The sequence below is a fragment of the Micromonospora sp. PTRAS2 genome (assembly GCF_054052245.1).
In genome coordinates, this window is the sequence record NZ_JBSWBU010000001.1 from 251,072 (window position 1) to 277,381 (window position 26,310).

Annotated in this window: 25 protein-coding genes and 1 pseudogene; 13 read left to right on the plus strand and 13 right to left on the minus strand. The window is 76.1% G+C overall.

Annotated elements, in window-relative coordinates; translation table 11 throughout:
- Window positions 1–161: 161 nt before the first annotated feature.
- Together ACVMYR_RS01185 and mycP (ACVMYR_RS01190) are read left to right on the plus strand one after the other, a co-directional pair.
- Window positions 162–470: pseudogene (locus ACVMYR_RS01185) on the plus strand (helix-turn-helix transcriptional regulator); the annotation flags it as partial.
- Window positions 471–580: 110 nt separating this feature from the next.
- The gene (gene mycP, locus ACVMYR_RS01190; protein WP_228986356.1) at window positions 581–1,777 is read left to right on the plus strand and encodes a type VII secretion-associated serine protease mycosin; all 1,197 of its coding nucleotides are present in this window, start codon (window positions 581–583) and stop codon (window positions 1,775–1,777) included.
- 22 nt (window positions 1,778–1,799) lie between these two features.
- Here mycP (ACVMYR_RS01190) and ACVMYR_RS01195 read toward each other — a convergent pair whose 3' ends face one another.
- The 10 genes from ACVMYR_RS01195 to eccCa form a co-directional block, all read right to left on the minus strand.
- Window positions 1,800–3,113, minus strand: a complete 1,314-nt coding sequence (locus tag ACVMYR_RS01195; protein WP_457120903.1) for a WXG100 family type VII secretion target — start codon at window positions 3,111–3,113, stop codon at window positions 1,800–1,802.
- A gap of 17 nt (window positions 3,114–3,130) precedes the next feature.
- Window positions 3,131–3,670, minus strand: a complete 540-nt coding sequence (locus ACVMYR_RS01200) for a hypothetical protein (RefSeq protein WP_077935842.1) — start codon at window positions 3,668–3,670, stop codon at window positions 3,131–3,133.
- Window positions 3,671–3,707: 37 nt separating this feature from the next.
- A complete protein-coding gene (gene mycP, locus ACVMYR_RS01205) occupies window positions 3,708–5,084 on the minus strand; it encodes a type VII secretion-associated serine protease mycosin (protein ID WP_457120904.1) in 1,377 nt (458 codons plus the stop codon).
- A gap of 81 nt (window positions 5,085–5,165) precedes the next feature.
- The gene (locus tag ACVMYR_RS01210; RefSeq protein WP_043961611.1) at window positions 5,166–5,447 is read right to left on the minus strand and encodes a WXG100 family type VII secretion target; all 282 of its coding nucleotides are present in this window, start codon (window positions 5,445–5,447) and stop codon (window positions 5,166–5,168) included.
- A gap of 28 nt (window positions 5,448–5,475) precedes the next feature.
- Window positions 5,476–5,784 carry a WXG100 family type VII secretion target gene (locus ACVMYR_RS01215; RefSeq protein ID WP_043961610.1) on the minus strand — a complete coding sequence of 103 codons (309 nt, stop codon included), beginning with the start codon at window positions 5,782–5,784 and terminating at the stop codon, window positions 5,476–5,478.
- Window positions 5,785–5,989: 205 nt separating this feature from the next.
- A complete protein-coding gene (locus ACVMYR_RS01220; protein WP_396788878.1) occupies window positions 5,990–6,247 on the minus strand; it encodes a hypothetical protein in 258 nt (85 codons plus the stop codon).
- Window positions 6,248–6,259: 12 nt separating this feature from the next.
- Window positions 6,260–6,985, minus strand: a complete 726-nt coding sequence (locus tag ACVMYR_RS01225) for a hypothetical protein (protein WP_091283072.1) — start codon at window positions 6,983–6,985, stop codon at window positions 6,260–6,262.
- Window positions 6,986–7,016: 31 nt separating this feature from the next.
- Window positions 7,017–7,310, minus strand: a complete 294-nt coding sequence (locus ACVMYR_RS01230) for a hypothetical protein (RefSeq protein WP_077935838.1) — start codon at window positions 7,308–7,310, stop codon at window positions 7,017–7,019.
- Between the two features lie 19 nt (window positions 7,311–7,329).
- Window positions 7,330–7,749, minus strand: a complete 420-nt coding sequence (locus ACVMYR_RS01235; RefSeq protein WP_228986355.1) for a YbaB/EbfC family nucleoid-associated protein — start codon at window positions 7,747–7,749, stop codon at window positions 7,330–7,332.
- Window positions 7,750–7,833: 84 nt separating this feature from the next.
- Window positions 7,834–11,796 (minus strand): type VII secretion protein EccCa, encoded by a 3,963-nt coding sequence (eccCa, locus tag ACVMYR_RS01240; protein ID WP_396788876.1) that lies wholly within the window; start codon window positions 11,794–11,796, stop codon window positions 7,834–7,836.
- A 200-nt stretch (window positions 11,797–11,996) separates the two neighbouring features.
- On the opposite strand from eccCa, the gene eccD reads away from it, so the two are divergent.
- Complete coding sequence (eccD, locus tag ACVMYR_RS01245; RefSeq protein WP_396788875.1) at window positions 11,997–13,394, plus strand: type VII secretion integral membrane protein EccD; 1,398 nt, start codon at window positions 11,997–11,999, stop codon at window positions 13,392–13,394.
- A 20-nt stretch (window positions 13,395–13,414) separates the two neighbouring features.
- Here eccD and ACVMYR_RS01250 read toward each other — a convergent pair whose 3' ends face one another.
- Window positions 13,415–14,599: a type VII secretion protein EccE gene (locus ACVMYR_RS01250; protein WP_457120905.1), complete on the minus strand. Its 1,185-nt coding sequence runs from the start codon at window positions 14,597–14,599 to the stop codon at window positions 13,415–13,417.
- A 185-nt stretch (window positions 14,600–14,784) separates the two neighbouring features.
- Between ACVMYR_RS01250 and eccB the strand changes: the two genes are divergently transcribed.
- The 6 genes from eccB (at window position 14,785) to ACVMYR_RS01280 (ending at window position 21,598) form a co-directional block, all read left to right on the plus strand.
- Window positions 14,785–16,197: a type VII secretion protein EccB gene (gene eccB, locus ACVMYR_RS01255; protein WP_077935834.1), complete on the plus strand. Its 1,413-nt coding sequence runs from the start codon at window positions 14,785–14,787 to the stop codon at window positions 16,195–16,197.
- A gap of 139 nt (window positions 16,198–16,336) precedes the next feature.
- Window positions 16,337–16,705 carry a hypothetical protein gene (locus ACVMYR_RS01260; protein ID WP_077935833.1) on the plus strand — a complete coding sequence of 123 codons (369 nt, stop codon included), beginning with the start codon at window positions 16,337–16,339 and terminating at the stop codon, window positions 16,703–16,705.
- Entirely contained in the window at window positions 16,698–17,909 is a 1,212-nt protein-coding gene (locus ACVMYR_RS01265) for a WXG100 family type VII secretion target (protein WP_457120906.1), read from the plus strand. The genes ACVMYR_RS01260 and ACVMYR_RS01265 overlap by 8 nt, the downstream gene beginning before the upstream one ends.
- Window positions 17,910–18,012: 103 nt before the next feature.
- Window positions 18,013–18,537 carry a PadR family transcriptional regulator gene (locus tag ACVMYR_RS01270; RefSeq protein WP_091283060.1) on the plus strand — a complete coding sequence of 175 codons (525 nt, stop codon included), beginning with the start codon at window positions 18,013–18,015 and terminating at the stop codon, window positions 18,535–18,537.
- A complete protein-coding gene (locus tag ACVMYR_RS01275; protein ID WP_457120907.1) occupies window positions 18,534–19,304 on the plus strand; it encodes an ABC transporter ATP-binding protein in 771 nt (256 codons plus the stop codon). The genes ACVMYR_RS01270 and ACVMYR_RS01275 overlap by 4 nt, the downstream gene beginning before the upstream one ends.
- Window positions 19,301–21,598 (plus strand): FtsX-like permease family protein, encoded by a 2,298-nt coding sequence (locus tag ACVMYR_RS01280; protein WP_457120908.1) that lies wholly within the window; start codon window positions 19,301–19,303, stop codon window positions 21,596–21,598. Before ACVMYR_RS01275 ends, ACVMYR_RS01280 begins: the two co-directional genes overlap by 4 nt.
- Window positions 21,599–21,695: 97 nt before the next feature.
- Here ACVMYR_RS01280 and ACVMYR_RS01285 read toward each other — a convergent pair whose 3' ends face one another.
- The gene (locus ACVMYR_RS01285) at window positions 21,696–22,307 is read right to left on the minus strand and encodes a lipocalin family protein (RefSeq protein WP_457120909.1); all 612 of its coding nucleotides are present in this window, start codon (window positions 22,305–22,307) and stop codon (window positions 21,696–21,698) included.
- Between the two features lie 259 nt (window positions 22,308–22,566).
- Between ACVMYR_RS01285 and ACVMYR_RS01290 the strand changes: the two genes are divergently transcribed.
- A complete protein-coding gene (locus ACVMYR_RS01290) occupies window positions 22,567–22,989 on the plus strand; it encodes a hypothetical protein (protein ID WP_457120910.1) in 423 nt (140 codons plus the stop codon).
- A gap of 241 nt (window positions 22,990–23,230) precedes the next feature.
- The gene (locus ACVMYR_RS01295; protein WP_353899737.1) at window positions 23,231–24,049 is read left to right on the plus strand and encodes a hypothetical protein; all 819 of its coding nucleotides are present in this window, start codon (window positions 23,231–23,233) and stop codon (window positions 24,047–24,049) included.
- A gap of 88 nt (window positions 24,050–24,137) precedes the next feature.
- Here ACVMYR_RS01295 and ACVMYR_RS01300 read toward each other — a convergent pair whose 3' ends face one another.
- Entirely contained in the window at window positions 24,138–25,301 is a 1,164-nt protein-coding gene (locus tag ACVMYR_RS01300; RefSeq protein ID WP_457120911.1) for an FG-GAP repeat domain-containing protein, read from the minus strand.
- A 121-nt stretch (window positions 25,302–25,422) separates the two neighbouring features.
- Between ACVMYR_RS01300 and ACVMYR_RS01305 the strand changes: the two genes are divergently transcribed.
- Window positions 25,423–25,755 carry a YkvA family protein gene (locus ACVMYR_RS01305; protein ID WP_457120912.1) on the plus strand — a complete coding sequence of 111 codons (333 nt, stop codon included), beginning with the start codon at window positions 25,423–25,425 and terminating at the stop codon, window positions 25,753–25,755.
- Between the two features lie 87 nt (window positions 25,756–25,842).
- Window positions 25,843–26,250, plus strand: coding sequence for a pyridoxamine 5'-phosphate oxidase family protein (locus ACVMYR_RS01310; protein ID WP_043961593.1), 408 nt, complete (start codon window positions 25,843–25,845; stop codon window positions 26,248–26,250).
- Window positions 26,251–26,310 lie beyond the last annotated feature (60 nt).

The window sequence follows — 26,310 nt, forward strand, 5'->3', positions numbered from 1 at the left end:
TCGTCATTCACGCGCACGACCAGTTCCCCCACGGTCACACGCAGCGAAAGGCACGTCAAGCGTTACGTGATACACATTTCCTGCTTTGGGAAGGGCTTGCGCAGGCCCGCGCTCCGGCCCGCGTCGGCCCAGGGGCGTGGGCGTCGTCGCCGAGCCCTAACATGTCCGACATGGCGACGACAGCAGGTGGGAACGGGAGCACCCGGAACTGGACGTTCCTCACCAACCACGGCCATGTCCTGCTCGCCATCGCCCGCAACCCGACCGCCCGGCTGCGCGACGTCGCGGACGAGGTGGGCGTGACCGAGCGCGCGGCGCAGGCGATCGTGGCCGACCTGGAGGCCGGCGGCTACCTGCGGCGGACCCGGGTCGGCCGGCGCAACGAGTACACGGTCAACCCCAGCGGCCACTTCCGCCACCCGGCCGAGGCGGACCGCCAGGTCGGCGACCTCCTCGCCCTCTTCACCACCGACCAGCCCGAGCGGGACGCCCCGGACCAGACCGGACGGAGCGCCCTGGACCAGGTCGGGCGGACCACCCCGGGCGGGCACACCCCAGGCCGGGCCGAAGGGGACGCCGGGTGACCGGGCGGGCCGGGCTGCGGCGGGGCGCGCTGCCCGCGCTGGCGGCCCTGCTCGCCACCGCCGTCGTGCCGCCCGCCCCGGCGTCGGCCGCCCCCAGCTGCGGGCCGACCGGCAGCCCCGCGCCCACCGCGGCACCGTGGGCGCTGACCCGGCTCGACCCGGGCGCGGCCTGGCGGGTCACCCGGGGCGAGGGCGTCACCGTGGCGGTCGTCGACTCCGGCGTGTCGGCCACCCACCCGCTACTGCGGGGCCAGGTGCGACCCGGCCGGGACTTCAACGCGCTGCCCCCCAACGAGGGTCAGTGCGACGCGGCCGGACACGGCACGATCGTCGCCGGCATCATCGCCGGCCGGGAGGGCACCGGCTCGCCGTTCACCGGCGTCGCACCGGCCGCCCGGATCCTGCCCGTACGCGTGCTGCCGGACACCCGGCGCACCAACGACGAGGGCCTGCCGGCGCAGATCGGCCTCGCCATCCGCTGGGCCGTCGACCAGGGCGCCGACGTGATCAACCTGTCCCTGGTCACCCTGCCCCGGCCCGAGCTGGCCGCCGCCGTCGAGTACGCCCTCGCCAAGGGCGTCGTCGTGGTGGCCGCCGCCGGCAACCGCCAGGAGCAGCAGCAGGACCTGCCGGCGTACCCGGCGGCGTATCCCGGGGTCATCGCCGTGGCCGGCGTCGACGCGCAGGGCGGCCACGTGGGCAGCTCGGTCAGCGGCGACTACGTGGACATCGCCGCCCCGGGGCTGGACATCGTCGGCCCCGCGCCCCGGGGGCAGGGGTACCTCGCCGAGCCGCAGGGCGGCACGAGCTTCGCCGCCGCGTACGTCTCGGGGGTGGCCGCGCTGGTCCGCGCCGCGCATCCGGACCTCACACCGGACGGGGTGGCCTACCGGCTCACCCGCACGGCGGACAACCCCCCGGACGGGCACAACGCCGAGGTCGGCTACGGGGTGGTGAACCCGTACCGGGCGGTGACGAGCGTGCTCGGCACGCGCAGCGACCCGCCGCCCGGGGCGTTGGCCGCCCCCGCCCCGCCGCGGGACCCGCTGGGCTGGCAGCGGGCCGTGGCGGTCTGGGTGGCGGCGGCCGGCGCGGTGCTGGCCGGCGTGCTGCTGGCCGCCAGGCCGATCCTGGCCCGGGGACGGCGCCGCGGCTGGCGGCCGGGCCGCCGCCCCACCCCGGCCGGGGGATGACCTCGGCCGGGCCGCCGCACCGTCAGCGCAGGATGCCGGGGGTGGCGTCGCCGCCCGCGCCCCAGACGTCCTCGTCCTCCTCCAGCCAGGTGTTGCGCACCTGCTCCTCCTCGGCGTAGCCGGCCCCGCCGCCCGCGCCGGCCACGCCGCCCCGGCCCGCCGTCGCGCCACCTGGCCGACCGGCACCGGCGGCCCGGCCGCCCGCGCCCCGGGCACCGGCGGCACCGCCGCCCATGCCGGGGGCCATCATGCCGCCCATGCCCGGCTTGCCCGCGCCGAGCCGGCCGCCCGCGCCCCGGCCGGCGCCCCGGCCCGCGCCGGCGGCACCGCCGCCGAGCATCGGCGGCAGCCCGGGGCTGACCGTCTTGCCGAGCGCGCCGCCGCCGGGGATGCCGCCGCCCGCGCCACCACCGGACAGACCCGCGCCGCTGCCGCCGCCCAGCCCGCCCGAGCCGAGGCCGGTGGTGGTCGGCCCGCCGGCACCGGCCAGGCCGGTCCCGTAGCCGTCGTCCAGCCCGCCCGGGTCCACGGACCCGGTGTCGGGGAGGTCGGTGACCGGGGTGAGGTCCGGGTGGGTCGTCGACCCGAAGTCGGGCTTGCCGTCGCCGACGTCCGGCAGCTTGCCGAGGCCCGTCGGGGATGCGCCGCCGACGCCGCCGGTGGAAGGCATGCCGCCCACCGAGGGGACCCCGCCGGCACCCCCGCCGCCCGGGCCGCCGCCGAGGTTCGGCACCTCCGTCGGGCCGGTCCCCAGGTTGTTGGAGGTCACCGTGCCCGGCGCCTCCATGGTGCGGTCCTTGAAGTTGCCGTTGACCTCGTCGTAGACCTTGCGGGCGTCGCCCTCCTGGTCGGAGAACCAGCCGGTCACCCAGTCGCCCACCTTGCCGAGCTGCTCGGCCGGCCAGCTGCCCATGACCTCCGCCGTGACCCGGGTCTCGAAGAGCCCGACCCCGAGGGTGATCTCGCCGTTGCGGGCGGCCAGGACGTCACCGACACAGGCCGCCGGGATCGGCATCTTGTTCTGGGCGTCCTCCAGCTGGCGGGCGGCCGTCTCCAGGGTGGTCACGATGCTGACCTTGCCCCGCCCCGGGTTGTCGATGTCGTCGACGATCGACTTGGCGTTCTTGGCGAGCCCCTCGATGTGCGTCTTGAACGACTCGTACGCCGGGCCCTTCCAGACCGCGCCGAGGTCCTTGACGTTCTTCTCCAGGCTCTCCCGGACCTGATCGACGTTCTTGATCAGCTCCTGCCAGCCCAGCGCGGCGCTCTGCACGTCGGCCGGGCGGCCCTCGACGAGGACCTCCCGGGCCATGTCCTCCCAGCTCTTGTCCCCCATGCTCCGCTCCCGTCGATCTAGCTGCCGCCGCGGGCGGCGTCGGTGAAGGCCTGCTGCATCTCCTGCGCGGTCATCTCGTTGGCCCCCTCGGCGGTCTCGTAGTTGCGCTTGACCGTGCGCAGCGCCTCGGCCGCCGAGTACAGGTTTTCCGAGAGGGTGCGCAGCCCGCCCTCCGTGCCGGTGTAGACCTGCTGGTGCCGCTGGGCGAGCTGGAGGGCGTACGGGAAGCCGCCGAGCGGCCCCTTGCCGGCGACGGCCTGGCCGCCCCCGAGCTTCTCGGAGATGTCGGCCATGTCGTAGGAGAGCCGGTGGAGGTAGCTGGCGTGCGTCTCCAGCCAGGTGATGGCCGAGTCGAGGTTGCCGGCGTCCCACTCCGTCTGGACGCCCTTCTCGCCCTTGCCGGCGACCACACCGCTCGGCGTCTCGGCCTGGTCCACGCCGGTCCGGTCGAAGCTGATCCCCCGGATGTCGCCCATCCCCGGGTACAGCGGGTTGATCGGCAACGGCACGGGCAGGTCGACCTCCACCCGGTCCGGGTCGTTCCGTTCGTCGCTCATGGTGCCCTCCCCTGGCCCCGTATCTCAGGTGTCGGTGTCAGCGCGGCTGCGGGCCCGGCGGCCCCGCCGGGTCGTGCGGGTGCCCGCCGGCCGGACCCGGCGGCGGCCCGTGCGGGTGCGGGCCCGGCGGCGGGGCGTACCCGTGCGGGCCCGGCGGGTTGTGCGGATACGCGCCCGGCGGGCTCTGCGGCCGAGGGCCCGGCGGGCCGGACGGGACCCGGCGGCGGGCCGCCCGGCGGTTGACCACGACCAGCACCACGATCACCACGCCGGCCAGGAGCACCGCCAGCAGGCAGAGCGCGAGCTGGATCGGGGCGTTGTCCGCCAGGCCGAAGGAGACCGCCGGCCGACCGTCGTCGGAGTCGTCGGCCGGGGAGTCGGCATCGGGGTCGCCCGGCCTCGGGGAAGCGCCGGTCAGCAGCGGATTGCCGTCCACCTCGGGCACGGTGGCGGTCAGCGCGGCCAGCACGTCGACCCCGCCGAAGCCGTACTCCGGGTCGCGGCCGGGTGCGCCCCGGTCGCGCGCGGTGCGGATCAGCCGGTTGACCACGTTCGCGGCGTCGAGCCGGGGATAGCGGGACCGCACCAACGCGGCGACCCCGGAGACGATCGCCGCCGCGTCGCTGGTCCCGTCGCCCACGCCGTACCCGTTCGGAGACACCGGCGGCGGCACCGAGCTGATGATCCGCTCACCGGGTGCGGCGAGCACCAGCTCCGGGCCGGTGACCGACCCGCCCCACCGCGAGCCGTTCTTCGCGGTGCCCCCGACCGCGAGCACGCCGGGCACGTTGGCCGGAGTCGGCACGGCCTGGTTGGTGCTGCGGTTGCCGGCGGCGGCCACCAGCACCGCGCCCTTGCCGAGCGCGTACCGGACGGCCTCGGTGACCTGCGGATCGTCGCCGGCGGTGCCGACGGACAGGTTGATCACGTCGGCTCCGGCGTCGGCCGCCCAGCGGATGCCACCCGCGATGTCGTATTCGCGGGGCTGGCCCAGCGCGACCGGCAGGATCCTCGCCTCCGGGGCGATGCCGAGCAGGCGCATGGGCCCGCCGCCCCGACCGGCGATGATGCCGGCCATCGCGGTGCCGTGGCCATGCTCGCGATCCGGGTCGGCGTGGCCGTCGGCGCGTACCGCGCTGGACAGCGAGGTGCCCTTCAGGACCTGACCGCGCAGGTCGGGGTGGGCGGCGTAGACCCCGCCGTCGATCACCGCGACCGTGACGCCCTTGCCCCGGGACAGCTTGTGCGCCTCGGGAATGCGCAACGAGTCGAGGTGCCACTGGAGGCCGCGCACCGTGTCGGCGGCGCGCGCCGGGGCGGGCGCGGCGAGCAGGCCGCCACCGGCGAGGTTGACCAGCACCAGCGTGGCGGCGGCGGACCGCAGCAGCGGTCGGCGGTGTCCCCCCGTGTGCATCGTTCCCCCCGGCTCTCGTCGGCCCTCACGCAGAACGGCTCCGATCCGGCTCGACCGGACCGGAGCCGTTCCCGCGTCAGCTCAGCTGTTCCACACCTTGGAGTTGCTCATCTCCGTGGTGACGTAGTTCTCGCGGGCGATGCCGACCGCGCCGCCGATGTCGTTCAGGATCTTGTTGATGTCCCGGACGGCGGCGTCCCACTGCGCCTGGTGCTGCTCGTAGGCGGTGCGGTCCTCGCCCTCCCAGTGCAGCTTGCTCAGCATGGACCGCAGCGTGTCGAGCTTCTCGTCGATGGTCCGCGAGATGGCGGTCATCTGCTGGTTGCTGCTCTCGAGAACCGCGTAGTCGACCTTGATGCTCATGATTTCCTCCCCTACGCCTGGCTGCCGGTCACGGGTTCAGCGCAGCGTGGAACTTGTCCAGCATCTGCTGCTGCTCCTCGTCGTTGACCTGGTGGGTCGTGCCGGACTTGTCGAGCAGGTCGGCGATGTTGTCCATCGCGGTCAGCAGCTTGGCCGTGTCCTCGTTCCAGCGCAGCATGAGCTGCTGGAAGCCCGAGGATGCCTGCCCCTTCCAGGCCATCGCCAGGTCGTCGACCACGTTCCACAGCTTCTTGAGCTCACCGTCGACATCGCCGCGCGTGGACCGCACGTCATTCGCCGCGGTATGCAGAGTCGATGCGTCGACCTCGAACGCCATGCTTCACACCCTTCCGTCATCGTTGTGGCGGCGGAAATCTGCCGCGCCCCTCCCCCGTGGCAAGGCGACCAACCCCACCGACGGACATTCAGGATGCACCGTAACCGACCCCGTCCACGCCGCGCAGCCCTGTCAGCACGCCGCCGTCGCCGCGCCGGGGCGGTTCCTGCGGGGGAAGGTCCTCATCGGACCCGGTCCACGAACGTCAGGACGGCTGGCGGTAGGACCGCACGTGCATCGCCACGCCGAACACCAGAATCGCGGCCAGCAGCACCACGACCGGCCAGAGCACCGGCTTCTCGAAGGCCCGCTCGATCACCACCGGCAGCAGCGCGGCGACGCCCGTGAGAGCCGCGATCTCGGTGGCCCGCCTGGCCCAGGTCGCCTTCGAGAGCTGGGCGATCAGCCCCAGCACGAGAAAGGCCGGGATGCAGACCAGGGAAAGCATGGTGAGCGCAAACAAGGTCGCCGCCTCTCACTGGTAGAACTTGGAGTCCTTGACCCAGTCGATCTTGATGTCCTTGATGTCCGGGTCGGCGCCGGTGGCCGCCCAGCCGGGGCGGGAGTCCGACACGAAGGCGAACCGGTTGTTGTTCTGCAGCCCCGCCATCAGGCTGGTGAACAGCGCGCTGATGTCGCCGAAGACCAGGGCGAGGATCGCCACGCTCACGGTCAGCCCGGCCACCCCGATCGCCTCGGCGATGGGCGCGGTCGCCGGGAACGCCTGGAGGGCGACCGCCGCGATCACCGCGATCAGGATCGGGACGAGCGCCTCGACCAGCGCGTTCACGGCGTCGTTGAAGGCGTCGCGGGCGGCGGTGAGGCTCTCCTTGTTGGCGTTGAACGCCTCGGCCAGCGAGTTGATCTCCGCCCCCAGCTTGCGGAGGAAGAGCTCGAACGCGTCCCGGTCGTCGAAGTCCCACTCCTCGTCGGACGGCGGTACCTGCCCGAGGGCCTCGCCGAACTGGTCCGCGCCGAGCAGCCGGGCGGCGTCGCCCCACTCCTTGATGGACCTGTTGACCTCGTCGTTGTCGAACGTCTCGAGGTAGGCGATCCACGCGCCGAGGAGGCCCGCGCCGACCAGCCACGCGATGTTGGCCCGGGCCGCCGGGAGCAGCCCCCGCACCGGTGCCGTCGCCGCGGCGACGGTGTGCGTGCCGGTCACCGTTCCGGCCGCGTTCGCGATCAGGATCTCCGTCATCGGCTGCTCCCCCCGTGGTGCTCCCGGGCGGTCACTTGACCACCCAGGGCTGGTCCGACTTCTCCCAGTTCTTGGCGGTCTGTTCGAGCTGCTCGGCCGCCCGGTGCAGGTGCTCGACGCCGGTCTTCACGTTTTCCAGGTGGCCGTCGACCGAGGCGTTGTGCGCATCGACGGTCGCGCCGCCGAGGAACGTCAGCGACCCGCTCGGCAGCTTCACGCTCTCCAGCAGCGCCTGCACGTTGCGCAGGTACTGGATCGGGCCGTCCGGGGCGTCCAGCTTGCGGCCCGCCTTGCGGATCGCCTCGACGTCGACCTTGTTCGCCATCCGTGTCTCCCTGCCGGGCTCAGCGGCGCAGGCCGCGGAACGGGTCGTCCAGGTCCACCCCGAACCGGCGGAACCAGTCCTGGGGGGTCAGGGTGCCGTCCTGGGCCTTCCTGACCAGCTCGGAGCCGCCGAGCATCTCGGTGAGCAGCTCCTGCTGCTGCTCACCGAAGGCCGCGTACGCCGCGTCGATCGCGGCCTGGAGCGACTCCGCGAGGGAGAAGCTGTCCAGCCGCATCGCCCGCGCGTTGATCTCGATGTCGCCGATCTTCATCTCGCCGTCGACCGTGACCCGGACCAGGCCGTCCGGGCTCTCCCCCGGCACCCGCAGCTCGGCGCGCCGCCGCTGCAACTCGGCCAACCGGCGCTGCTGCTCCTGTGCCTGACGCAACATGTTCTCGACGGCGCCGCCGCCCCCGTATCCCCCCGAGGTGCTCACCACGGTCCCTTCTGCACGATCGACGATCGGCCCGACGCTACCGGACCGGGTCACCCGGCGTCCGTCCCCGGCCCCGACGGAACGCGGCTAGGCCGGATCGGACCAGGCCGTCTGGATGAGCTGCTGGCCGTCGCGCCGCCGCACCAGCGTGCCCCGGCCCGGCGGCTGCGGGCTCGGGCGCAGCGTGCCGAAGACCGGCCCCTCCTCCCGAGCGCCGGACATCAGCAGGCCGGGCGAGTCCAGCTCGCGCAGGCGTTGCAGCACCGGCTCGTACAGCGCCCGCGCCACCCCGCCCATCCGGCGGGTGACGATCAGGTGCAGGCCGATGTCGCGGGCCTGCGGCAGCAGCTCGTGCAGGGCGCTGAGCGGGTTGCTGCCGCCGGAGGCGACCAGGTCGTAGTCGTCCACCAGGATGTAGAGGTCCGGCCCCTTCCACCAGCTCCGGTCGCGGAGCTGGGCGGTGGTGACGTCCGGGCCGGGCAGCCGGTTGGACAGGGCGCTGCGGATCGACGCGAGCCCCTGGGCGAAGACCTGGTTGGACGGGGCGTAGTCGAGCAGGTGCTCGCCCTCGACCGCGCCGAGCAGGCCACGCCGGTAGTCGGCGATGACCAGGCGGGCCTGCGCCGGGGTGTAGCGCTCGACGATCCCCCGGGCGATCACCCGCAGCAGGTTGGTCTTGCCGCACTCGGCGTCGCCGAACACCGTCAGGTGCGGCTCGCTGGCCAGGTCCAGGTGGACCGGGGCGAGCGCCTGCTCGTTCACCCCGATCGGCAGGCCCGGCGCCGACCGGTCGGCCACCCGGGCCAGCTCGGCCAGGGGCAGCCGGCGCGGCAGGAGCCGTACCTTCGGGGCGGGGGTGCCCGGCCACGCCCGCGCCACGTGCCCGGCCAGGGCGACCGACGCCTCCGTCAGGTCGTCGACGTCGCGGCGGCCGTCGATCCGCGACACCGCCGCCAGGAAGTGCAGCTTGTCGCGGGTCAGGCCACGACCGGGGGTCTTCTCCGGCACGTTCTGCGCGGCCCGCCGGTCGATCTCCGACTCGGCCGCGTCGCCGAGGCGCAGCTCCAGCTTCGTGCCGAGCAGGTCGCGCAGGTTGATCCGGATCTCCGCCCAGCGCACCGCCGTGATCACCACGTGGATGCCGAAGCCCAGCCCCCGGTTGGCCAGGTTGGTGATCGTCTGCTCCAGCTCCTCGTACTCCTGGCGCAGGGTGTTCCAGCCGTCCACCACGAGGAACACGTCGCCGAACGGGTCGTCGGCGAACTCGCCGGCCGCCCGGCGACGCCGGTACGCGGCCACCGAGTCGATGCCGTGCTGGGCGAACCGCTGCTCCCGCTCGTCGATGATCCCGACCACCTCGGCGACCGTGCGGCGGACCGCCTCGGTGTCCCGCCGGCCGGCCACCCCCGCCGTGTGCGGCAGCCCGTCCAGGCTACGCAGCGCCCCGCCGCCGAAGTCGAGGCAGAAGAACTGCGCCTCGCGCGGGGTGTGGGTGAGCGCCAGCGAGGCGAGCAGCGACCGCAGCAGGGTGCTCTTGCCGGACAGCGACGCGCCGACGATCACCACGTTGCCGCCCGCGCCGGCCAGCTCCACCATCATCGGGTCGCGCCGCTGCTCGTACGGGCGGTCGACCACCCCGACCGGGACGGTGAGCCGGCCCCGGCCCGCCCAGCCGGCGGTGGTCAGGCCGTACGTCGGGTCGACGGCGAGCTGGCCGAGCAGGTCCGCAAGGCTCGGCGGCTCCGACAGCGGCGGCAGCCACACCTGGTGGGCGGGGCGGCCCTGGCCGGCGAGCCGACCGATCAGCACGTCGAGCATCGCCACGGCCTTGCCCTCGGCCGGCTGCTCCGGCTCGGCCACCGGCTCCGCCGTCAGGTCCGGGGCGGGCACCGGCACGAACTCCGTGCCGTACGGCACGATGCGGCGGCGCACCAGCGCCTGCGCCGAACGCGCCTGCTCGCCCGGGGCCCGGTACGGGCCGGACACGTACGCGGCGCGGAACCGCAGCATGGTGGCGGTGTCGGTCTTGAGGTAGCCGTGGCCGGGGGCGCTGGGCAGCTCGTACGCGTCGGGCACGCCCAGCACGATCCGGCTCTCCACCGCCGAGAAGGTGCGCAGGCCGATCCGGTACGACAGGTGCGTGTCGAGGCCGCGCAGCTTCCCCTCCTCCAGCCGCTGCGAGGCCAGCAGCAGGTGCACGCCCAGCGACCGGCCCAGCCGGCCGATCATCACGAACAGGTCGATGAAGTCGGGCTTCGCGGCGAGCAGCTCGCTGAACTCGTCGCAGATGATGAGCAGGCTCGGCATCGGCTCCAGCGCCTCGCCGGCGGCCCGCGCCTTCTCGTACTCGTAGCGGGAGACGTAGTTGCCGGCGGCCCGCAGCACCTCCTGGCGGCGGTTCATCTCGCCGGCCAGGGCGTCGCGCATCCGGTCGACCAGCGGCAGCTCGTCGGAGAGGTTGGTGATCACCGCGCTGGTGTGCGGCAGCGCGTCCAGGGAGGCGAACGTCGCGCCGCCCTTGAAGTCGACCAGGACGAAGTTCAGCTCCTCCGAGGAGTGGGTGACGGCGAGGGCGGCGACCACCGTACGCAGCAGTTCGCTCTTGCCGGAGCCGGTCGCGCCGATGACCAGGCCGTGCGGGCCCATGCCCTCGTGCGCGGACTCCTTGAAGTCCAGCTCGACGACGTTGCCGTCGGGGCCGACGCCGAGCGGGATGCGCAGCCGGTCGCGGTGGCTGCGCGGCCGCCACGTCTGCCGCACGTCGACGGCGGCGGCGTCGCCGACGCCGAGGAGGTCCGGCAGCTCGGTGCTGCGGGCCAGCGGCTCCTCCGCGCCGGCCTGCTGCTGGGAGAGGCGGTAGGGGGCGAGCTGCCGGGCCAGCCCCTCGGCCGCGGCGGCGGTGAGCCGGTCGGGGCGGCCCAGCCGGGTGGTGGTGGCCCCCCGGACCAGGTCGACGGCGGTGCCGTCGCCGACGTCGAGGCAGAGCAGCCAGCGGCCGGCGTCGCGGGGGACGGCCCCGGAGAGGTCGACGACGGTGGTGCCGAGCAGGCTCGGCCCGGTGAGCTGGCAGGTGGCGGCGACCTCGCCGCCGTCGACGACCACCACCAGGTGCGGCGCGGTGGTCAGCGGCTTGGCGTCCGGGCTGAACCGGGCCCGGCCGGCCAGCTCGTCGGCGAGGGACTCCTCGGCCTCGGCGAGGGTGGCGAAGACGAGGCGGCGGGCCCCGGCGGCGTCGGTGCGGCCGGGGTGCTGGGCGTGCGGCAGCCACTTCACCCAGTCCCAGGCCGGCTGCCGGTCGTCGGCGGCGACCACGACGACGACCAGGTCGTCCGGGGCGTGGAAGGTGGCGAGCTGACCGATCGTGGCCCGGGCCAGGTCGAGCACCGGCTCCCGCTCGCCGCGCAGCACCACCCGGGAGAACGCCCGCACCGACAGCGCGGTGGGCAGGTCCGGCACCGTGGAGTGGGCGCGGACGAACCGGCGCAGCGCGATCGCGCTCATCGGCTCCAGGTCCTCCACCGGCTTCGTCTCCGGCGGCACGATCTCCACCGCCAGCCGCTGCGGGCCGACGGCGATCCGCGCCTCGCCGAAGTCGTCCTCGGTGACCCGGCGTTCCCACAGCCGGCGGGACGCGGCGATCGACCAGAGCGCGTCGGGCTCCGGGTGCCGCCAGGTCATGGCGGCCCGCTGCTGCTCGGCCGCGCGCCGGGTGCGCTTGCGCATCTGGGCCAGGTAGCGCATGTAGTCGCGGCGCTCGGCGTTCAGCTCGGCCTTGTCGTTGCCGCCGCTGCTCAGCGAGCCGATCGCCATGCCGAGCATGGAGACCCCGAAGAGCCCACCCGCGACGTACGTCATCATGCCGCCGCCCCGGCCGGCGTAGAGGAACGCCATCGCGCCGACGCCGCAGACCATCGGCAGGATCATCAGGAGCTGGCCCATGCCCCGGGGGGTCGGCTCGGGCAGCTCCGGCGGGGACTCCAGCAGCACCTCGCCGCGCGGCAGGGCCGGCCCCGGTTGACGCGGAAGCCGACGGAACACGACGGTGCTCACGGCGTTCTCCTCCCCCAGAAGCGGCCCGGACGCCGGCCGGCGCGGCGTGACGTGCGGCCGGGTGGCGCGACGACCGGGCGCGGGCCGTCGGGTGGGCATCGTACGTGGGGGCCATCGTAGGTAATCTCCCGTGGGCGTCGGGGACCCACTTCGGCGGCGGCCCGGGCGGGTGGAGCGCAGGCGAACGCGAGGAGGCCACAGTGGCGACGAGGACGGCGACCGGCGGCCTGAGCCGGGTCACCATCGTGGCGCCCCGGACCAGGATGGATCTCGCCCTCCCCGCCGACGTGCCGCTGGCGGACCTGCTGCCGACGCTGCTGCGGTACGCGGGTGAGGACCTCGCCGACGAGGGGGTGCGGCACGGCGGCTGGAGCCTCGCCCGGCTCGGCGGGCAGCCGCTCGACGGTGGGCGTACGGCCGCGCAGCTCGGCGTCCGCGACGGCGAGGTGCTCTACTTCAACCCCCGCGCGGCGGCGGCCCCGGAGATCGTCTTCGACGACGTGGTGGACGCGGTGGCCACGGCGACGAATCAGCGCCCCGGCAGCTGGCAGGTGAGCACGAGCCGCTCGTTCGCGGTGCTGTTCGCGGCGGCGGCGCTGTCGGCCGGCGCGCTGGCGGCGCTGTTCACGGGCCCGCCGCAGCTGCCCGGGGCGATCGCCGCCCTGCTGGTGGCGGTCGCCCTGCTGGTCGGCGCGGCCGTGCTGTCCCGGGCGGCCGGCGACAGCCGCACCGGCGCGGTGCTCGCCCTGGTCGGCCTCGGCCACGCCGCCGTCGGCGGCCTGCTGGTGCTGGCCGGCGACCGGGGCCTGGGCGAGCTGGCCGGCCCGCACGTGCTGCTCGCCGCGACCGCCGTGGTGGTGTTCGGCGCGGTCGCCGCGCTGGCGGTCGGCGACCGGCTGCCGCTGTTCTTCGGCGCGGTCGCCGTCGGCGGGGCGGTCGGCTTCGGCGCGGTGGTGAGCCTGGCGTTCTCGGTGGGCGCGCCGGCCGCCGCCGCGGTGGTCGCCACGGTCGCGTTCGCCACCCTGCCGGCGCTGCCGATGGCGGCCTACCGGCTGGCCCGGCTGCCCGTGCCGTCCATCCCGACCGGCCCCGACGACCTCAAGACCGACACGGAGACCGTCGACGGCCGCGGCGTGCTGCGGCGCAGCGAGCGGGCCGACGAGTTCCTCACCGGCCTGCTGTGGACGGTCGCCCTGCTGGTGCTGGGCGGGGAGGTCGTGCTCGCCCTCGACGGCCGGCTGCCGGCGGTGCTGCTCTGCCTGGTGCTGGCCCTGCTGTCGCTGCTGCGCGCCCGGCCGTTCCTCGGCCGCGCCCAACGCGTTCCGGTGCTGCTGGCCGGGGGCCTCGGGCTGGGCCTCACGGCGGCGGCCACGTTCGCCGCGGGCGGGGCGGCCGTCCGGCTCGGCGTGGTCCTCGGCGGGCTGGTGGTGGCGGCCGTGGTCAGCCTGATCTACGGGCTGACCGTCGCGGGCAAGCGGATCTCGCCGGTCTGGGGGCGGCTGCTGGACATCGTCGAGGTCCTGCTGATCATCTCCCTGGTGCCCCTGGCGGTCTGGGTCTGCGGCCTCTACGGCTGGATCGTCAACCTCCGCCCCTGACCCGCCCCTGCGGGGAGGGCTCAGTCGGGTCGGTGGTCGACGACGCGGCGGGCCGTCGGGGCGGCGGCCCAGGCGGCGGGGCCGTGCTCGCCGTCCAGCGGCCGGGCCGGCGTGCCCGCCCGGCGGGCGACGTCCCGGACCACCGTGACCAGCGCCTCGACGTGGTCGGCCGGGGCGGCGACGCGCAGCAGCGGCGGGCCGGGCCGGTCGCCGGGGCGGGCCACGGCCGCGAACGTGTGCGACGGTGCGGAGGTGGCGGTGACGGCGTCCACCAGCGGCCCCCAGGTGGCGCCGGCGCGGGCGCGCAGGGCCAGGCAGCGCTGGGTCCAGCCGCCGCCGCGCAGCCCGGTCCAGGTCTCCGCCTGCGGCTCGGGCGTCAGGTCCAGGCCGGCCCCGGAGACCAGCGCGGCGCGCAGCTCGTCCCGGCCCAGGACCCGGTGGCGCAGGCCGGCGGCGTGCAGCGCCTTGCCGAGCCGGCCGACCGCGGCGGCGACGGTGCGGTGCACGCCGAGCGTCCCGCCGCCCCGGGTCACCGCCTCGGTGCGGGCGTCGCGCACGGACAGCCGTACGGCCACCCAGACGGTGCGGTGGGCGGCCGGGGGCGCGCCCGGTGCCGGATACCAGACGAGGGTGTGCGAGACGACCTGGGCCAGCGACACCGGCGCGGTGAACTCGGTGAGCACGGCCAGCGCCCGGTCCACCACCGCCGCGTCGATCGAGCCGGCGGGAGCGCCGGGCGGCGGGTCCAGCGCCACGGCGGCGAACCAGCCCCGGACGTCCTGGCCGACGCCGAGGCGGGTGCCGCGCTCGGTCAGCTCGATCATGGTCAGCTCGGGGGCGACGACGGCCAGCCGCGCCTCGCCCGTGTCGCCGCCCGCCGCCGCCCGCGCCTCCTCCCGGCGCAGCCGCAGCCGGCGGCGCAGCAGCAGGTCCTCGTACCACCAGCGGCCGCCCCGGCGGGCGAAGGCGGCGGCGACGGCCGCCACCGCGACGACCCCGACGACGCCGACCAGCCACGGGGGTCCACCGAGCGCGGCGTAGCCGGCCAGCGCGGCCAGCTCCGCCACGACGAGCTGGCCGACGACGACCGGGCCGAGCCGGCCCCGGCTGCGCCGGTCGGCGGGGACCACCGCGCGGTCGGGCGGGGCGGGCCGGGCGGGCGGATCGGCGGCCGTACGACCGGGTGGCGCCTGGACCTGCGTCATCGGTGGCGTCCCTTCTCGACAGCGGCTCTCCTGGCGGGCAGCCTGGCGGGCGGCGGCCCCCGCCCCGCGTGGACGGCGGCCCCTTATCGTAGGGAAGCCCGTGGCGGCGCTCGGACCTGATCGCCACGGCCCACCCCGTCGTCGGGCTCGATCGTCGCGGCCCGACCCGCCGCCGGAGGTAGCTCATGCGGACCCGCCGCGACCAGGTGCAGGCGTACCGCTTCGTCACCCGCCGGATCGTCTCCGCGCTGCTCTCCGGCGACCCCGAGACGACGAACCTGCCGATGCGGCGGCTCGGGCTGGCCGTGGTCGGCAGCGTGGTCGCCGCGGCGGTGGTGCTCGGCGGCGTCGGCGCATACGGCCAGCTCACCGGCAACGCCGCGCCGCTGGAGGCAAACACGCTGGTGATCGAGCGGGAGACCGGCGCGACGTACGTCTACGTGGACGGTCTGCTGCACCCGACCCTGAACTACGCCTCGGCCCGGCTCGTCCTCGACGAGGCGGACCCGACGGTGCGGACCATGTCGCGGGCGTCCATCGCGGACCGGCCGCGCGGGCGCACCATCGGGATCGTCGGCGCGCCGGACGCGCTGCCCGACCGGAAGGCGCTGGTCGGGCTGCCCTGGTCGGTCTGCGACGTGCCGGACCCGGCCGCTCCCGACCGGTCGACCACGCACGTGGTGATCGACCGGCCGCTCGCCGGCGGCACGCCGCTGGGCGACCGCGCGGTGCTGGCCACCGTGGACGGCCGGCGCTACCTGCTCACCGGCGACGCCCGGCTGCGGATCGCCGGCGGGGACCCGGCGACCGCCGCGCTGCGGATGGCCGGGGCCACCACGCTCACGGTCGGCGAGCAGCTGCTCAACGCCGTGCCGGCGGGGCCGGTGCTCCGCGAGCCGCAGCTGCCCGGCGACGGCGAGACCGGCCGGCAGGCCGTGGGCGACGGGCCGGCCCGGGTCGGCGACGTGTTCCGGGCCGCAGGCCAGCACTACGTGCTGACCCGGGAGGGGCTGGCGTCGATCGGCGAGGTCAGCGCCCTGCTGCTGTTGCGCGACGGCGGCCGGATCACCGACATCACCCCGGACGAGGCTGGCCGGCTGCTGACCCGGCAGCGGGTGGAGCCGGAGGGCACGCCGCGCACCCTGCCGACGCTGCACCCGGTGCAGGCGGGCCGGACGGTGCTCTGCGCCACCTACCGCAGGTCGGCGGCCGACGCGCCGCCCACCACCACCCTGGAGGTCTTCGACCGGGTGCCGACCGAGCTGACCGGCCCGGCCGCGACCCCGGTCCGGCAGGGGGCCCGCGACGCGGTCCGCACCGCCGAGCAGGTGCTGCTGCCGGGCGGCAGGGGCGTGCTGGTCCAGGCCGCGCCGGGCGCCGGGGAGGGCGGCGCGGGCGCGCCGGGCTCGACGGTCTACCTGGTCACCGCCCAGGGGGTACGCCACCCGCTGGGCACCCGGTCCGGCGACGCGCTGACCGCCCTCGGCTACGGCGGGGTGCAGCCGCTGGCGGTGCCCGCGTCACTGCTGGCCCTCATCCCGACGGGTCCCGCCCTGGAACGCCAGGACGCGCTCGCCTACTTCGCCCCGGGCACGTAGCCGCTGCCGCCGGGCACGTCGGCGCTGCCGCACGGGCACGCAGCCGCTGCCGTGGGGCGTCGTCACGGGTCGCCCGGTCTGGTCGCCGTCCACTAACCTGATCCTCGCCAACGGTTATCGACGACGTACGGGGAATGCCATGACCGGGCGCACGACAGTCGACGTACTGTCCCTGGAGGACTTCCAGCGACGGTTGGCCGCGCGGCTCACCGAGGCCGAGGCCGTGCTCAGGAAGCTCACCACCGAGTTGCAGTGCCGGCCGCCGGATCTGGGCACGTTCGCCGACGCGACCAGCAACGCCCGCCGCTACTCGGCCCTGCAGACGAGCTACGCGCAGCGGGTCGAGCGGCTGCGCGACGCGGTGAAGGCGGCGCAGAGCGCGACCGGCACGATCCTGACCAACTACCGGACCACGGAGGCGCGCAACGCGGCCAACGCCGCCGACATCGCCGCCGCGCTGACCGGGGTCGACGACGCGCTGAACGGGAGGGACGACCCTCGTGTCTGAATACACGGCGCGCTACGAGAACGTCAGCCACCAGCGGCTCTACGACGCCGTGCGGGCCGGCGACCCCGAGCAGATCGACGGTCTCGCCAGCAGCTGGAGCTCCATGAAGGGCACCCTCGACGACCTCGCCCGCGACCTGCGCGCCGACCTGGAGAAGCTGGCCAACGGCTGGACGGGCGACGCCGGCCGGGAGTTCCAGCGGCGGGTGTCGCTGATCGTCGACTACTCGACGACCCTCTCCGAGGGGATGGCCGACGTGCGGCAGGGGCTGACGCTGATGGCCACCGACCTGCGCGCCGCGCAGAAGCAGGCGGAGAGCCCGGCCGAGACCGACGACCACGACAAGACGGTCTCCGGGGCGATCACGGGCGGCCTCACCGGTGGCCTGCCGGGCGCGATCGTCGGCGGCTTCCTGGGGCACGAGCAGGACAAGGCCGAGCAGGAGAAGGCGCACCGGCGGATGGTCCAGGTGGTCGCCGAGCTGGCGGCCGGCTACGACCTGTCGGCGTACGGCCGGCTGGTCGACCCGCCGCCGCCGGACGGCGACCTGCCGTACGACCCGAGCACCAGCACGTCGACGCCGACGGCCGGTCCCGGGGCCCACGCCCCGAGGAGCGCGCCGGGCGGCGGCTTCGGCACCCCGACGACGGGTCACGCGACGGTGGACGCCCCGGGCAACCTGACGGACGGGCCGAACACCGGGACGACGGGCGGGAACGACGACGGGTCGACGTCGCCGGGCGGCACGGACGGGACCGGCGGCACCGACCTCGACACCGGCACGTCCCTGGCCGGCGCTGCGCCGCTCGGCGGCGGCGTGCCGGCTGGCCCGGTGGGCACGGCGGGCGGCGTGACGGCCGCCGCGTCGGCCGGGGCCGGGGCGGGGCTGCTCTTCGGCGCGCCCGCCGGGGCGCCGGTCGGCGTGCTCGGCGGCGGCACCGGCTCCCTGGCCGGATCGGCCCGCACGGGCGCGACGGTGGCGGCCCGGCCGGCGGGTGGCCTGGCGGGGGCCGAGCACCGGGCGGCCACGGGCGTGGGCCGGGTGGGTGCGAACGGCACCGGCGGCGGCCGGGCGGGCGTGCTCGGCGGGCGCGGGCGGGCCGACGACGACGAGTCCGACGAGCGGCTGACCTGGCTGACGGAGGACGACATGGTCTGGCGGGACGGCGACCCGGGAGTCCCTCCGGTGCTCGACGCCGGCTGACGCTTCCGCCACGCGTACGCTGCGGGGCCCTCCCCGACGGGGAGGGCCCCTCTTCCGACCTGCCTATCCACCATGCGTATACATGGTGTGTATAGTCGCGGCCATGTCGATCGGTCAGACCTTCCTCGGGCTCCTGGAGTCCACCCCCCGCCACGGCTACGACCTGAAACGCGCCTACGACGAGCGCTTCGGCCAGGCCCGCCCGCTGCACTTCGGCCAGGTCTACGCCACCCTGTCCCGGCTGCTGCGCAACGGCCTCGTCGAGGTGGACTCGGTCGAGGCCGGCGAGGGCCCCGACCGCAAGCGGTACGCGATCACCGAGGCCGGGGTGACCGACGTGCGGCGCTGGCTGTCCCAGCCGGAGAAGCCCGAGCCGTACCTGCACAGCGTCCTCTACACCAAGGTGGTGCTGGCGCTGCTCACCGGCCGCTCCGCCGCCGACCTGCTCGACACGCAGCGTGCCGAGCATCTGCGGCTGATGCGCGAGCTGACCCGGCGTCGGGACTCCGGCGACCTGGCCGAGCGGCTCATCTGCGACCACGCCCTGTTCCACCTGGAGGCCGACCTGCGCTGGCTGGAGCTGACGGCGGCCCGGCTGGACGAGCTGGCCGAGGCGGTGCGGCGATGACGGGCATCCACGCCGACGGCGGTGCGGCGATGACGGGCGCACGCGCCGACGGCGCAACGCCGGCGGACGGCCACGACCGGGGGACCCCGGCGGAGGAGCTGCTCGTCGCCGAGGAGCTGCACCGGGCCTTCGGCCCCACCCCGGCGCTCGCCGGGGCGTCGCTGACCGTCCGGGCCGGCGAGGTGCTGGCGGTGCTGGGCCCGTCCGGCTCCGGCAAGTCGACCCTGCTGCACTGCCTCGCCGGCATCGTCCGCCCCGACTCGGGGCGGGTGACCTACCGGGGCGCGGACCTGACCACCATGTCGGACCGGGAGCGCAGCGCCCTGCGGCGGGGGCAGTTCGGCTTCGTGTTCCAGTTCGGGCAGCTCGTGCCCGAGCTGACCTGCCTGGAGAACGTGGCCCTGCCGCTGCGGCTGGAACGGGTCGGGCGGCGGGAGGCGGAGCGGCGCGCCGCCGAGTGGCTCGGTCGGCTGGAGGTCGGCGACGTGGCCGGCAAGCGCCCCGGCGAGGTCTCCGGCGGGCAGGGCCAGCGGGTCGCCGTGGCCCGGGCGCTGGTCACCGCCCCCCGGGTCGTCTTCGCCGACGAGCCGACCGGCGCGCTGGACTCGCTGCACGGCGAGCGGGTCATGCGGCTGCTGACCGGGGCGGCCCGGGACACCGGTGCCGCCGTGGTGCTGGTGACCCACGAGGCGCGGGTGGCCGCGTACTCGGATCGGGAGGTCGTGGTGCGCGACGGCCGCACCCGCAACCTGGAGCCGGCCGCGTGACCGGGCCGCGTAAGCGGGGCCGGGCGCTGGCCGACCTGTGGCTGGGCGCGCGGATGGTCGTCACCGGCGGCCGGGACGGGTGGACGCGGGCGGCGCTGACCGCGCTCGGCGTCGGCATCGGGGTGGCCATGCTGCTGCTCGCCGCCGCCGTGCCGGGCGCGCTCGACGCCCGGGCCGTCCGCAACGAGGCCCGCAACGACACCGGGTGGCGACCCGAGAAGGTCGCAGCCGCCAATACCGTGCTCGTCGCCCTTGCCGACACCGCCTTCCGGGACCGCCCGGTGCGCGGCCGGATCCTGCGCGCCGAGGGCCCCGCCGCGCCGGTGCCGCCGGGGCTGACCAGGCTGCCCACGGCCGGTGAGGTGGTCGTCTCCCCGGCGCTGCGGGACCTGCTCGACTCGCCCGACGGCCCGCTGTTCGCGCCCCGGCTCCGCGGCGCGCGGGTCGCCGGCACGATCGGCGCGCAGGGCCTCGCTGGCCCCGGTGAGCTGGCCTTCTATCTCGGCAGCGCGGACCTGACCGACGAGTGGGCCGTGCGGCGCGACCACTTCGGCGGCGGGGAGCCCGGCGAGGAGTTCTCGCCCGTGCTGATGGTCCTCGTCGTGGTCGTCGTCGTGGTGCTGCTGCTGCCGATCGTCGTCTTCGTCGGCGCGGCGGTCCGCTTCGGCGGGGACCGCCGGGACCGCCGGCTCGCCGCCCTGCGCCTGCTCGGCGCGGACACCGCGATGATCCGCCGGATCGCCGCCGGCGAGGCGGCGGCCGGCGCGGTGCTCGGCCTCGCCGTCGGCGGCGTCCTGTTCGCCGCCGGCCGCCAGCTCGCCCCGCTGGTCACCCTGCGCGACATCAGCGTGTACGCGGCGGACCTGCGCCCCACCCCGACCCTGGTGGCGGCGGTCGCGGTCGCGGTGCCGGTGCTCGCCGTGCTGGTGGCGCTCGTCGCGCTGCGCCGGGTCGTCGTCGAGCCCCTCGGGGTGAGCCGCCAGGGCCCGGCCGTGCGTCGCCGCCTGTGGTGGCGGCTGCTGCTGCCGGCCGCCGGGCTGGCCCTGCTCTACCCGCTGACCGGCGTCGGCGAGGGCCGCGCCGACACCGCCGACTACCAGGTGGCGGCGGGGGCGGTGCTGCTGCTGGTCGGCACGGTCACCCTGCTGCCCTGGCTGGTCGACCTCGCCGTACGCCGGCTGCGCGGCGGCCCGGTCCCGTGGCAGCTCGCGGTGCGCCGGCTGCAACTGGACAGCGCCACCTCCGCGCGCCTGGTCAGCGGCGTGGCGGTGGCGGTGGCGGGCAGCATCGGCCTGCAGATGCTCGTCGCCGGGGTGGAGGCGCGGTTCACCACCCGCACTGGCCAGGACACCTCCCGGGCCCAGGTGATCGTCAGCTTCGACGAGCTGCCCGACCCCGGCGCGGCGCTGGCCCGGCTGGCCACCGCGCCGGGCGTCACCCGCAGCGCGGGCACGTCGGGCACCTTCGCGCTCGGCAGGGGCGCGGCCAACCGCACCGCCGACGTACGCATCGGCGACTGCGCCACCCTGGCCGAGTACGCGCGGCTCGGCCCCTGCGCCGACGGGGACGTCTTCCTCGCCCAACCGCCGGCCGGCGAGCAGCAGCTCACCGGCTTCGGCCCCGGCGACCGGGTGACCGTGAGCCCGAACGAGACGGCCTGGACCCTGCCACGGCGGCTGCGCACCGTGCCGGCGATACCGGACCCCGCCGGCTGGACCGGCGCGGGCCTGCTGGTCACCCCCGGCGCGGCCGACGCCGCCTGGACCGGGCTGCGAGCACAGGCGCTGCTCAGCCTCGACCCGGACGACCCCGACGCGCTGGAGCGGGTCCGCAACGCCGCCGCCGAGGTGGACGTGCGCGCCCGGGTCATGGCGCTGGACGAGGAACGCCAGGCCACGCAGTTCGTCAACGTCAAGCGGGGCCTCGTCGTCGGCGTCGCGGTGACCCTGCTGCTGCTCGGCGCGAGCATGCTCGTCGGCATGCTTGAGCAGTTGCGGGAGCGCCGCCGCCTGCTGGCCATGCTGGCCGCCGTCGGCACCCCGCGCCGCACGCTGGGCCTGTCGGTGCTGTGGCAGGCGGCCGTGCCGGTGCTCGTCGGGCTCGGCCTCGCCGTCGCCTTCGGCCTGGGCCTCGGGGCGGTGCTGCTGCGCATGGTCGGCGCGCCGGTCTCGGTGAGCTGGCCGGTGGTCGGCCTCGGGGTCGCCCTCGGCAGCGGCGTGGTGCTGCTGGTCACCGGCGCGAGCCTGCCCGCCCTGTGGCGGCTGACCCGGCCGACGGGCCTGCGGACCGAGTGACGCCGGCCGGTCCGGCCGACGAGGGCCGGCGCGGGCCGGGCGGCCGGCCCGTCGCGCCCCGGCCGGCGGGCCGGGCGTCGACGGGCCGGCCGGGCGGTCAGCAGAAGCTGCCGGCGTCGGCCCCGCCGTCCTGCCGGGTGGTGCGGAAGTCGCAGAGGTCGTAGCCGTTGGCGGTCAGCACCGCCTTCGCCTCGGCCAGTTCGGCGCCGCCCAGCGCCGGCCCGCGCGACAGCACGAAGCCGGTGCGGCGGTCCGGGTCGCCGACGACGGCCCAGCGGTAGTCCGCGTCGAGGCCCATGACCACGTAGTTCGGCCCACCGAAGTAGAGCCAGCGCCCGCCGACCTCCAGGAACGAGACGGTCAGCACCGAGTTGGCCGGCGGGTTCTCGCTGCGGGCCCGGCCGGTGACCGCGCTGGTGGTGCCGAGGATCGTCCGGCAGGTGTTGCGCACCCCGACGGTGCCGTCGGGCTGGACGTCGTACCGGGCCTGCACGTTCTTGAAGCACTGGATCTCGAAGATCGCCGGGATCGCGGCGACCTGGTACCAGTCTCCGGCGTAGCGCTGGAGGTCGACCGCCGCCACCGGGGTCACCGCCGCCGCGTCCACCGACGGCGCGGCGCTGGCGGGCGCGCCGGTGGCCGCCACCGTCGCGGCCACGAGCAGGGCGGTGGCGGCGACGGCGTGCGCCACCTGTCGACGTACTCCCATGGGGTCTCCTCCGGTCTTGGGCTCCACCGTGGGGTGCGGCACCCCACGGGCGACGGCGGGGCCGCGCTGCCCGACAGATGCCCGGGGCCGCCGCCGGGAAACTGTCAGCATTCTCATGGCTGTCGATGCATCCGGCGGCGGCACGACCGTCGTATCCCGACGGGGCACCTCTGTCCACTGCGGCGGGTCGTGGCCCGGGTCACCAGCCGGGCCGACCGCGGAGGCTGCGGACGGGCCGCAACGGCGATAGGTTGGTGTCGTGCAGTCCGTAGCGTTCGCCCGGCCGTCCCTGCCGGCGACGCTGCGCGGGTCGCGCCTCTCGTGGCGGTCGAGGCTGCGCCGCATCGGGGAGTTGGGTCGCCTCGCGCTGACCACCCTGGTCCTCGCCGTCGGCCTCGGCGGCGTCGCCGCCCTCACGGCCGGCGCTCCCGCCATGGCGTCCGCGGCCACCGGCCCGGCCCACCCCGTCGTGGTGGCCAGCCGGGTCGACTCGCTGGGCCCCGCCGCGACGGCCGAGCCGCGCACCGATTCGGCCGCCCAGCGCGCCCGCCCGGTCGTCGGTGACGCGCGGCGGCCGGTCCCCGCCCCGGTGGGCGGGCCCGTGGCGGCCGTCCCGGCCGACCGGCCCGCCGTCGACCCGGCCGCCGGCACCGTCGTCCGGCGCGGGCCGCCCCGGCACTGACCCGGGCCGCCACCAGCCGCCGATCCGGTCCGCCCCGGCGTCGTACCGCCGCACCGGCACCGCACCGGCCCGCCGCGAGCCCGCCACCCGCCGCGCCCCGCGCCGCCGACGACCCCGCCCGCCGTCACCCGCCCCGGTGACGACCCCGGCAGGGCCCGTCCGGCACCGGTCGACGCGCGGCCCCCGCCCGCACCGCGGGCCCCGACCGTCAGTCCACTTCGTCCCCTCCGAGGTGCCCCTCATGCAGACCGCCCTCTCCTCCGTCCTGCTCGACGTGCCCCGGGCCGCCGCGATCTGGCTGGCCCTGCTCGTCCTCGCCGTCGTCGCCGTGGCCGGCCTGGTCGCCCGGCCCGACCTGTTCCGCTCCGTGATCGGCGGGCGAATCCGCGAGGCCGCCATGCCCAGCCTCCTGGAGGAGGCCGCCGAGGAACGCGCCCAGCGCCGGTACGCCGACGAGGTGGCGACCGCGGCGGAACGGGCCGCCGCGACCGCCGGCCGGATGCGGGCCGAGTGGCTGTCCGCGCAGGACGAGGTCGAGGCCGCGTGGCAGGCGTACGAGGCGGCGGAGGCCGACGTCCGCCGGCTGGCCGCCGCCACGGCCCTGCCCCGCCCGCACACCGAGCGCACCCCCGCCGAGTACGCCGACCGCGAGCGCTACCTGCACCGGGCCGCGCTGGACGCGTACTGGCGTCGGGAGTTGTCGGAGGAGCAGCTCAGCGACGTGTTCGCGCACCGCAACGGGTGGGACCCCCGGCTGCACCCGGTCGACCAGGAGCTGGTGCTGCGCCGCGCCGTACGCGACCACCTGCGCGCCCGGCAGGAGGCCGCCCAGGAGCGCGAGCAGGCCGCCTGGCGGGCCGCCGAGCAGGCCGCCGTCGCCGCGCGCAGCCTGCGGGACGAGGCCTTCGCCGCGACCGTGCCCGCCCCGCAGGAGCAGGAGTCGCTGCTGCCCGGGGTGGGCGACGAGCCGTCGCCGGCCGCCGAGCAGACCCGGGAGATGCCGGTGGTCGCCCGGCAGAAGCCGGCCGTGGCGCGGGGCCGGGCCGCCGTCCCGGCCTGAGCGGCCTCGCCCGGCGGTGCGGGTGGCCGCCGCGCCCCGGGTCCCGTGCCGGCCGCCGCCGGGCGGGTCGGGGCGGCCGGCACGGGGCTCAGAGCTGCCGCAGGATGGCCACCTTGTCGTAGGCGACGGCGACGACGTCCGGTTTGCCGTCCCCGGTGACGTCGCCGATGGCCACCCCGTCCCGCTGGGGCCCGACGCCGTCGACCCGGTTCGTCGTGTACCCGCCGAGCGCCCCGGTCGGCTGCTGCAGGTGGACGCTCACCGCCAGCCAACTGTCGTGGACGACCGCCAGGTCGTTGCGACCGTCGCCGGTGAGGTCACCGACGGCGAGACCGGAGGCGATGTCGTAGGCCGGATAGCGCACCGGCGTCGTGGCGAGCCCACCGGCGCCCTGGGTGAACACCTGGACGGCGGAGTCGGGGCTGTTGCCGTCGACGCTCGTCACCAGGTCGGCCCGGCCGTCGCCGGTCACGTCACCGACCGCCGCGCCGTTGCTGACCCGGCGGTAGCCGTTGCCGTCCTCCGGCGTCCGGTACGTCGTCGCCGGTCCGAAGGAGCCGTCCGCGCGGCGCAGCCGCACCCACGTGCCGTGCCGGTAGAACTGCGCGACGTCGAGCCGGGCGTCCCCGTTGAGGTCGGCGGCGAACACCTGCTCGCCCGGGGCACCGGCCAGGTACGGCCCGGTCACCGTCGAGTGGACCGGGAAGGCACCCGTCGCGGTCTGCGCGTGGATCCGCACCTCGCCCGGCCGCGCGCTGACCACCAGGTCCGGCCGGCCGTCCCCGGTCATGTCCGCGATCGCGACGTCTCCGGCGCTCCCCGCGACGAGCACGGGTGCGGCGAGCCGCCCGTCCCGCTGGTACAGCAGGTCGACCCCGGCGGACGACGACAGCGCCACGTCCATGCGTCCGTCGCCGTCGATGTCGGCGACCGCGAGGCGTACGTCGCTGTTGTAGCCGCCGTGCGCGACGATCCTCGTCGGAGCGCCGTAGCTGTGGTCGGCGCGCTGGGCGAAGAGCAGCACCGAGCTCGTCTGCGTGCCGTCCACGGCGTCGACGCCGACGACGATGTCGGGCCGGCCGTCCCCCGTGACGTCGGCGACGGCGACGGCGTTGGTGGCCGTCGACCCGCTGGCGAGATACTGCGGGGGCGCGAACGTTCCGCTGCTCGCGGCCCCGGCGCCTGCCGGCACCGCCGCCCCGGCCACCGCGGCGAGCGTCGCCGCCAACCCGACACAGGCACGTCTGTCCATCGCGAAATCCCCCGTCACCGTACGGTCACCCATCGATCACTGTCGGCACCCCCTCTTCCCTGAGCGCCGACGGCGCAAACTCTGCCGCCCTCCTTCGCCCCCGGTCGGCTAGCGTGGGCGCATGACGGAGCGCACCTGGCTGCTGGTCGTCGCCGGCGTCGTCGTGGCGGCGACGCTCGTCGGCGCCATCGTGCTGGCCGTACGGGTGGTCCGCACCCGCAAGCTGCTCGGCACGCTGGGCGTCGGCGGCAAGGTCGCCTTCTGGGGCGCGCTGGCCTACACGATCTTCCCGATCGACGTGCTCCCCGACCCGATCTACCTCGACGACATCGGGGTGCTCGCCGCCGCCCTGCTCTACCTGGGCCGGCTGGTCCGGCAGCACCGCGCCGCCCAGCGGCAGCTCCCCGGCCAGCCCGGGCCCCAGGAAGGCAGGACGCGCCGCCCGGTCGGCTGAGCCCGTGCCATGATCGGGGCCGGGCCCCGCACGAATAGGCCGCACAGGGGCCCGCGCGGGGCGGCCGGATCGGACGGGGGCGGGACAATGCCGGGCGACCATCGGTTGGGCATCCACGACGAACGGGTCCTCGCGTTCTGCCGGGAGCGGCACCTGGCCACCCTGACGACGCTGCGCGCGGACGGGACCCCGCACGTCGTACCGGTCGGGATGACCCTCGACCCGGCCGCCGGCCTGGCCCGGGTGATCACATCGGGCACGTCGGCCAAGGCCCGGCACGTCGCGGCGGCCGGCGCGGCGGGCACCCCGGTGGCGGTCTGTCACGTCGACGGGAGGCGCTGGCTGACTGTGGAGGGTCGGGCGGTGCTGCGCGCCGACCCGGCGTCGGTCGCCGAGGCCGAGCGCCGGTACGCCGAGCGCTACCGCGTCCCGCGCCCCAATCCGCAGCGGGTCGTCATCGAGATCGCCGTGACCCGGGTGCTGGGCAGTCTCTGACCGGTTCGGACGGTCGCGTCGGGGTACCAGCCTCAGCACCGACCGACCCGCAACCGGTAA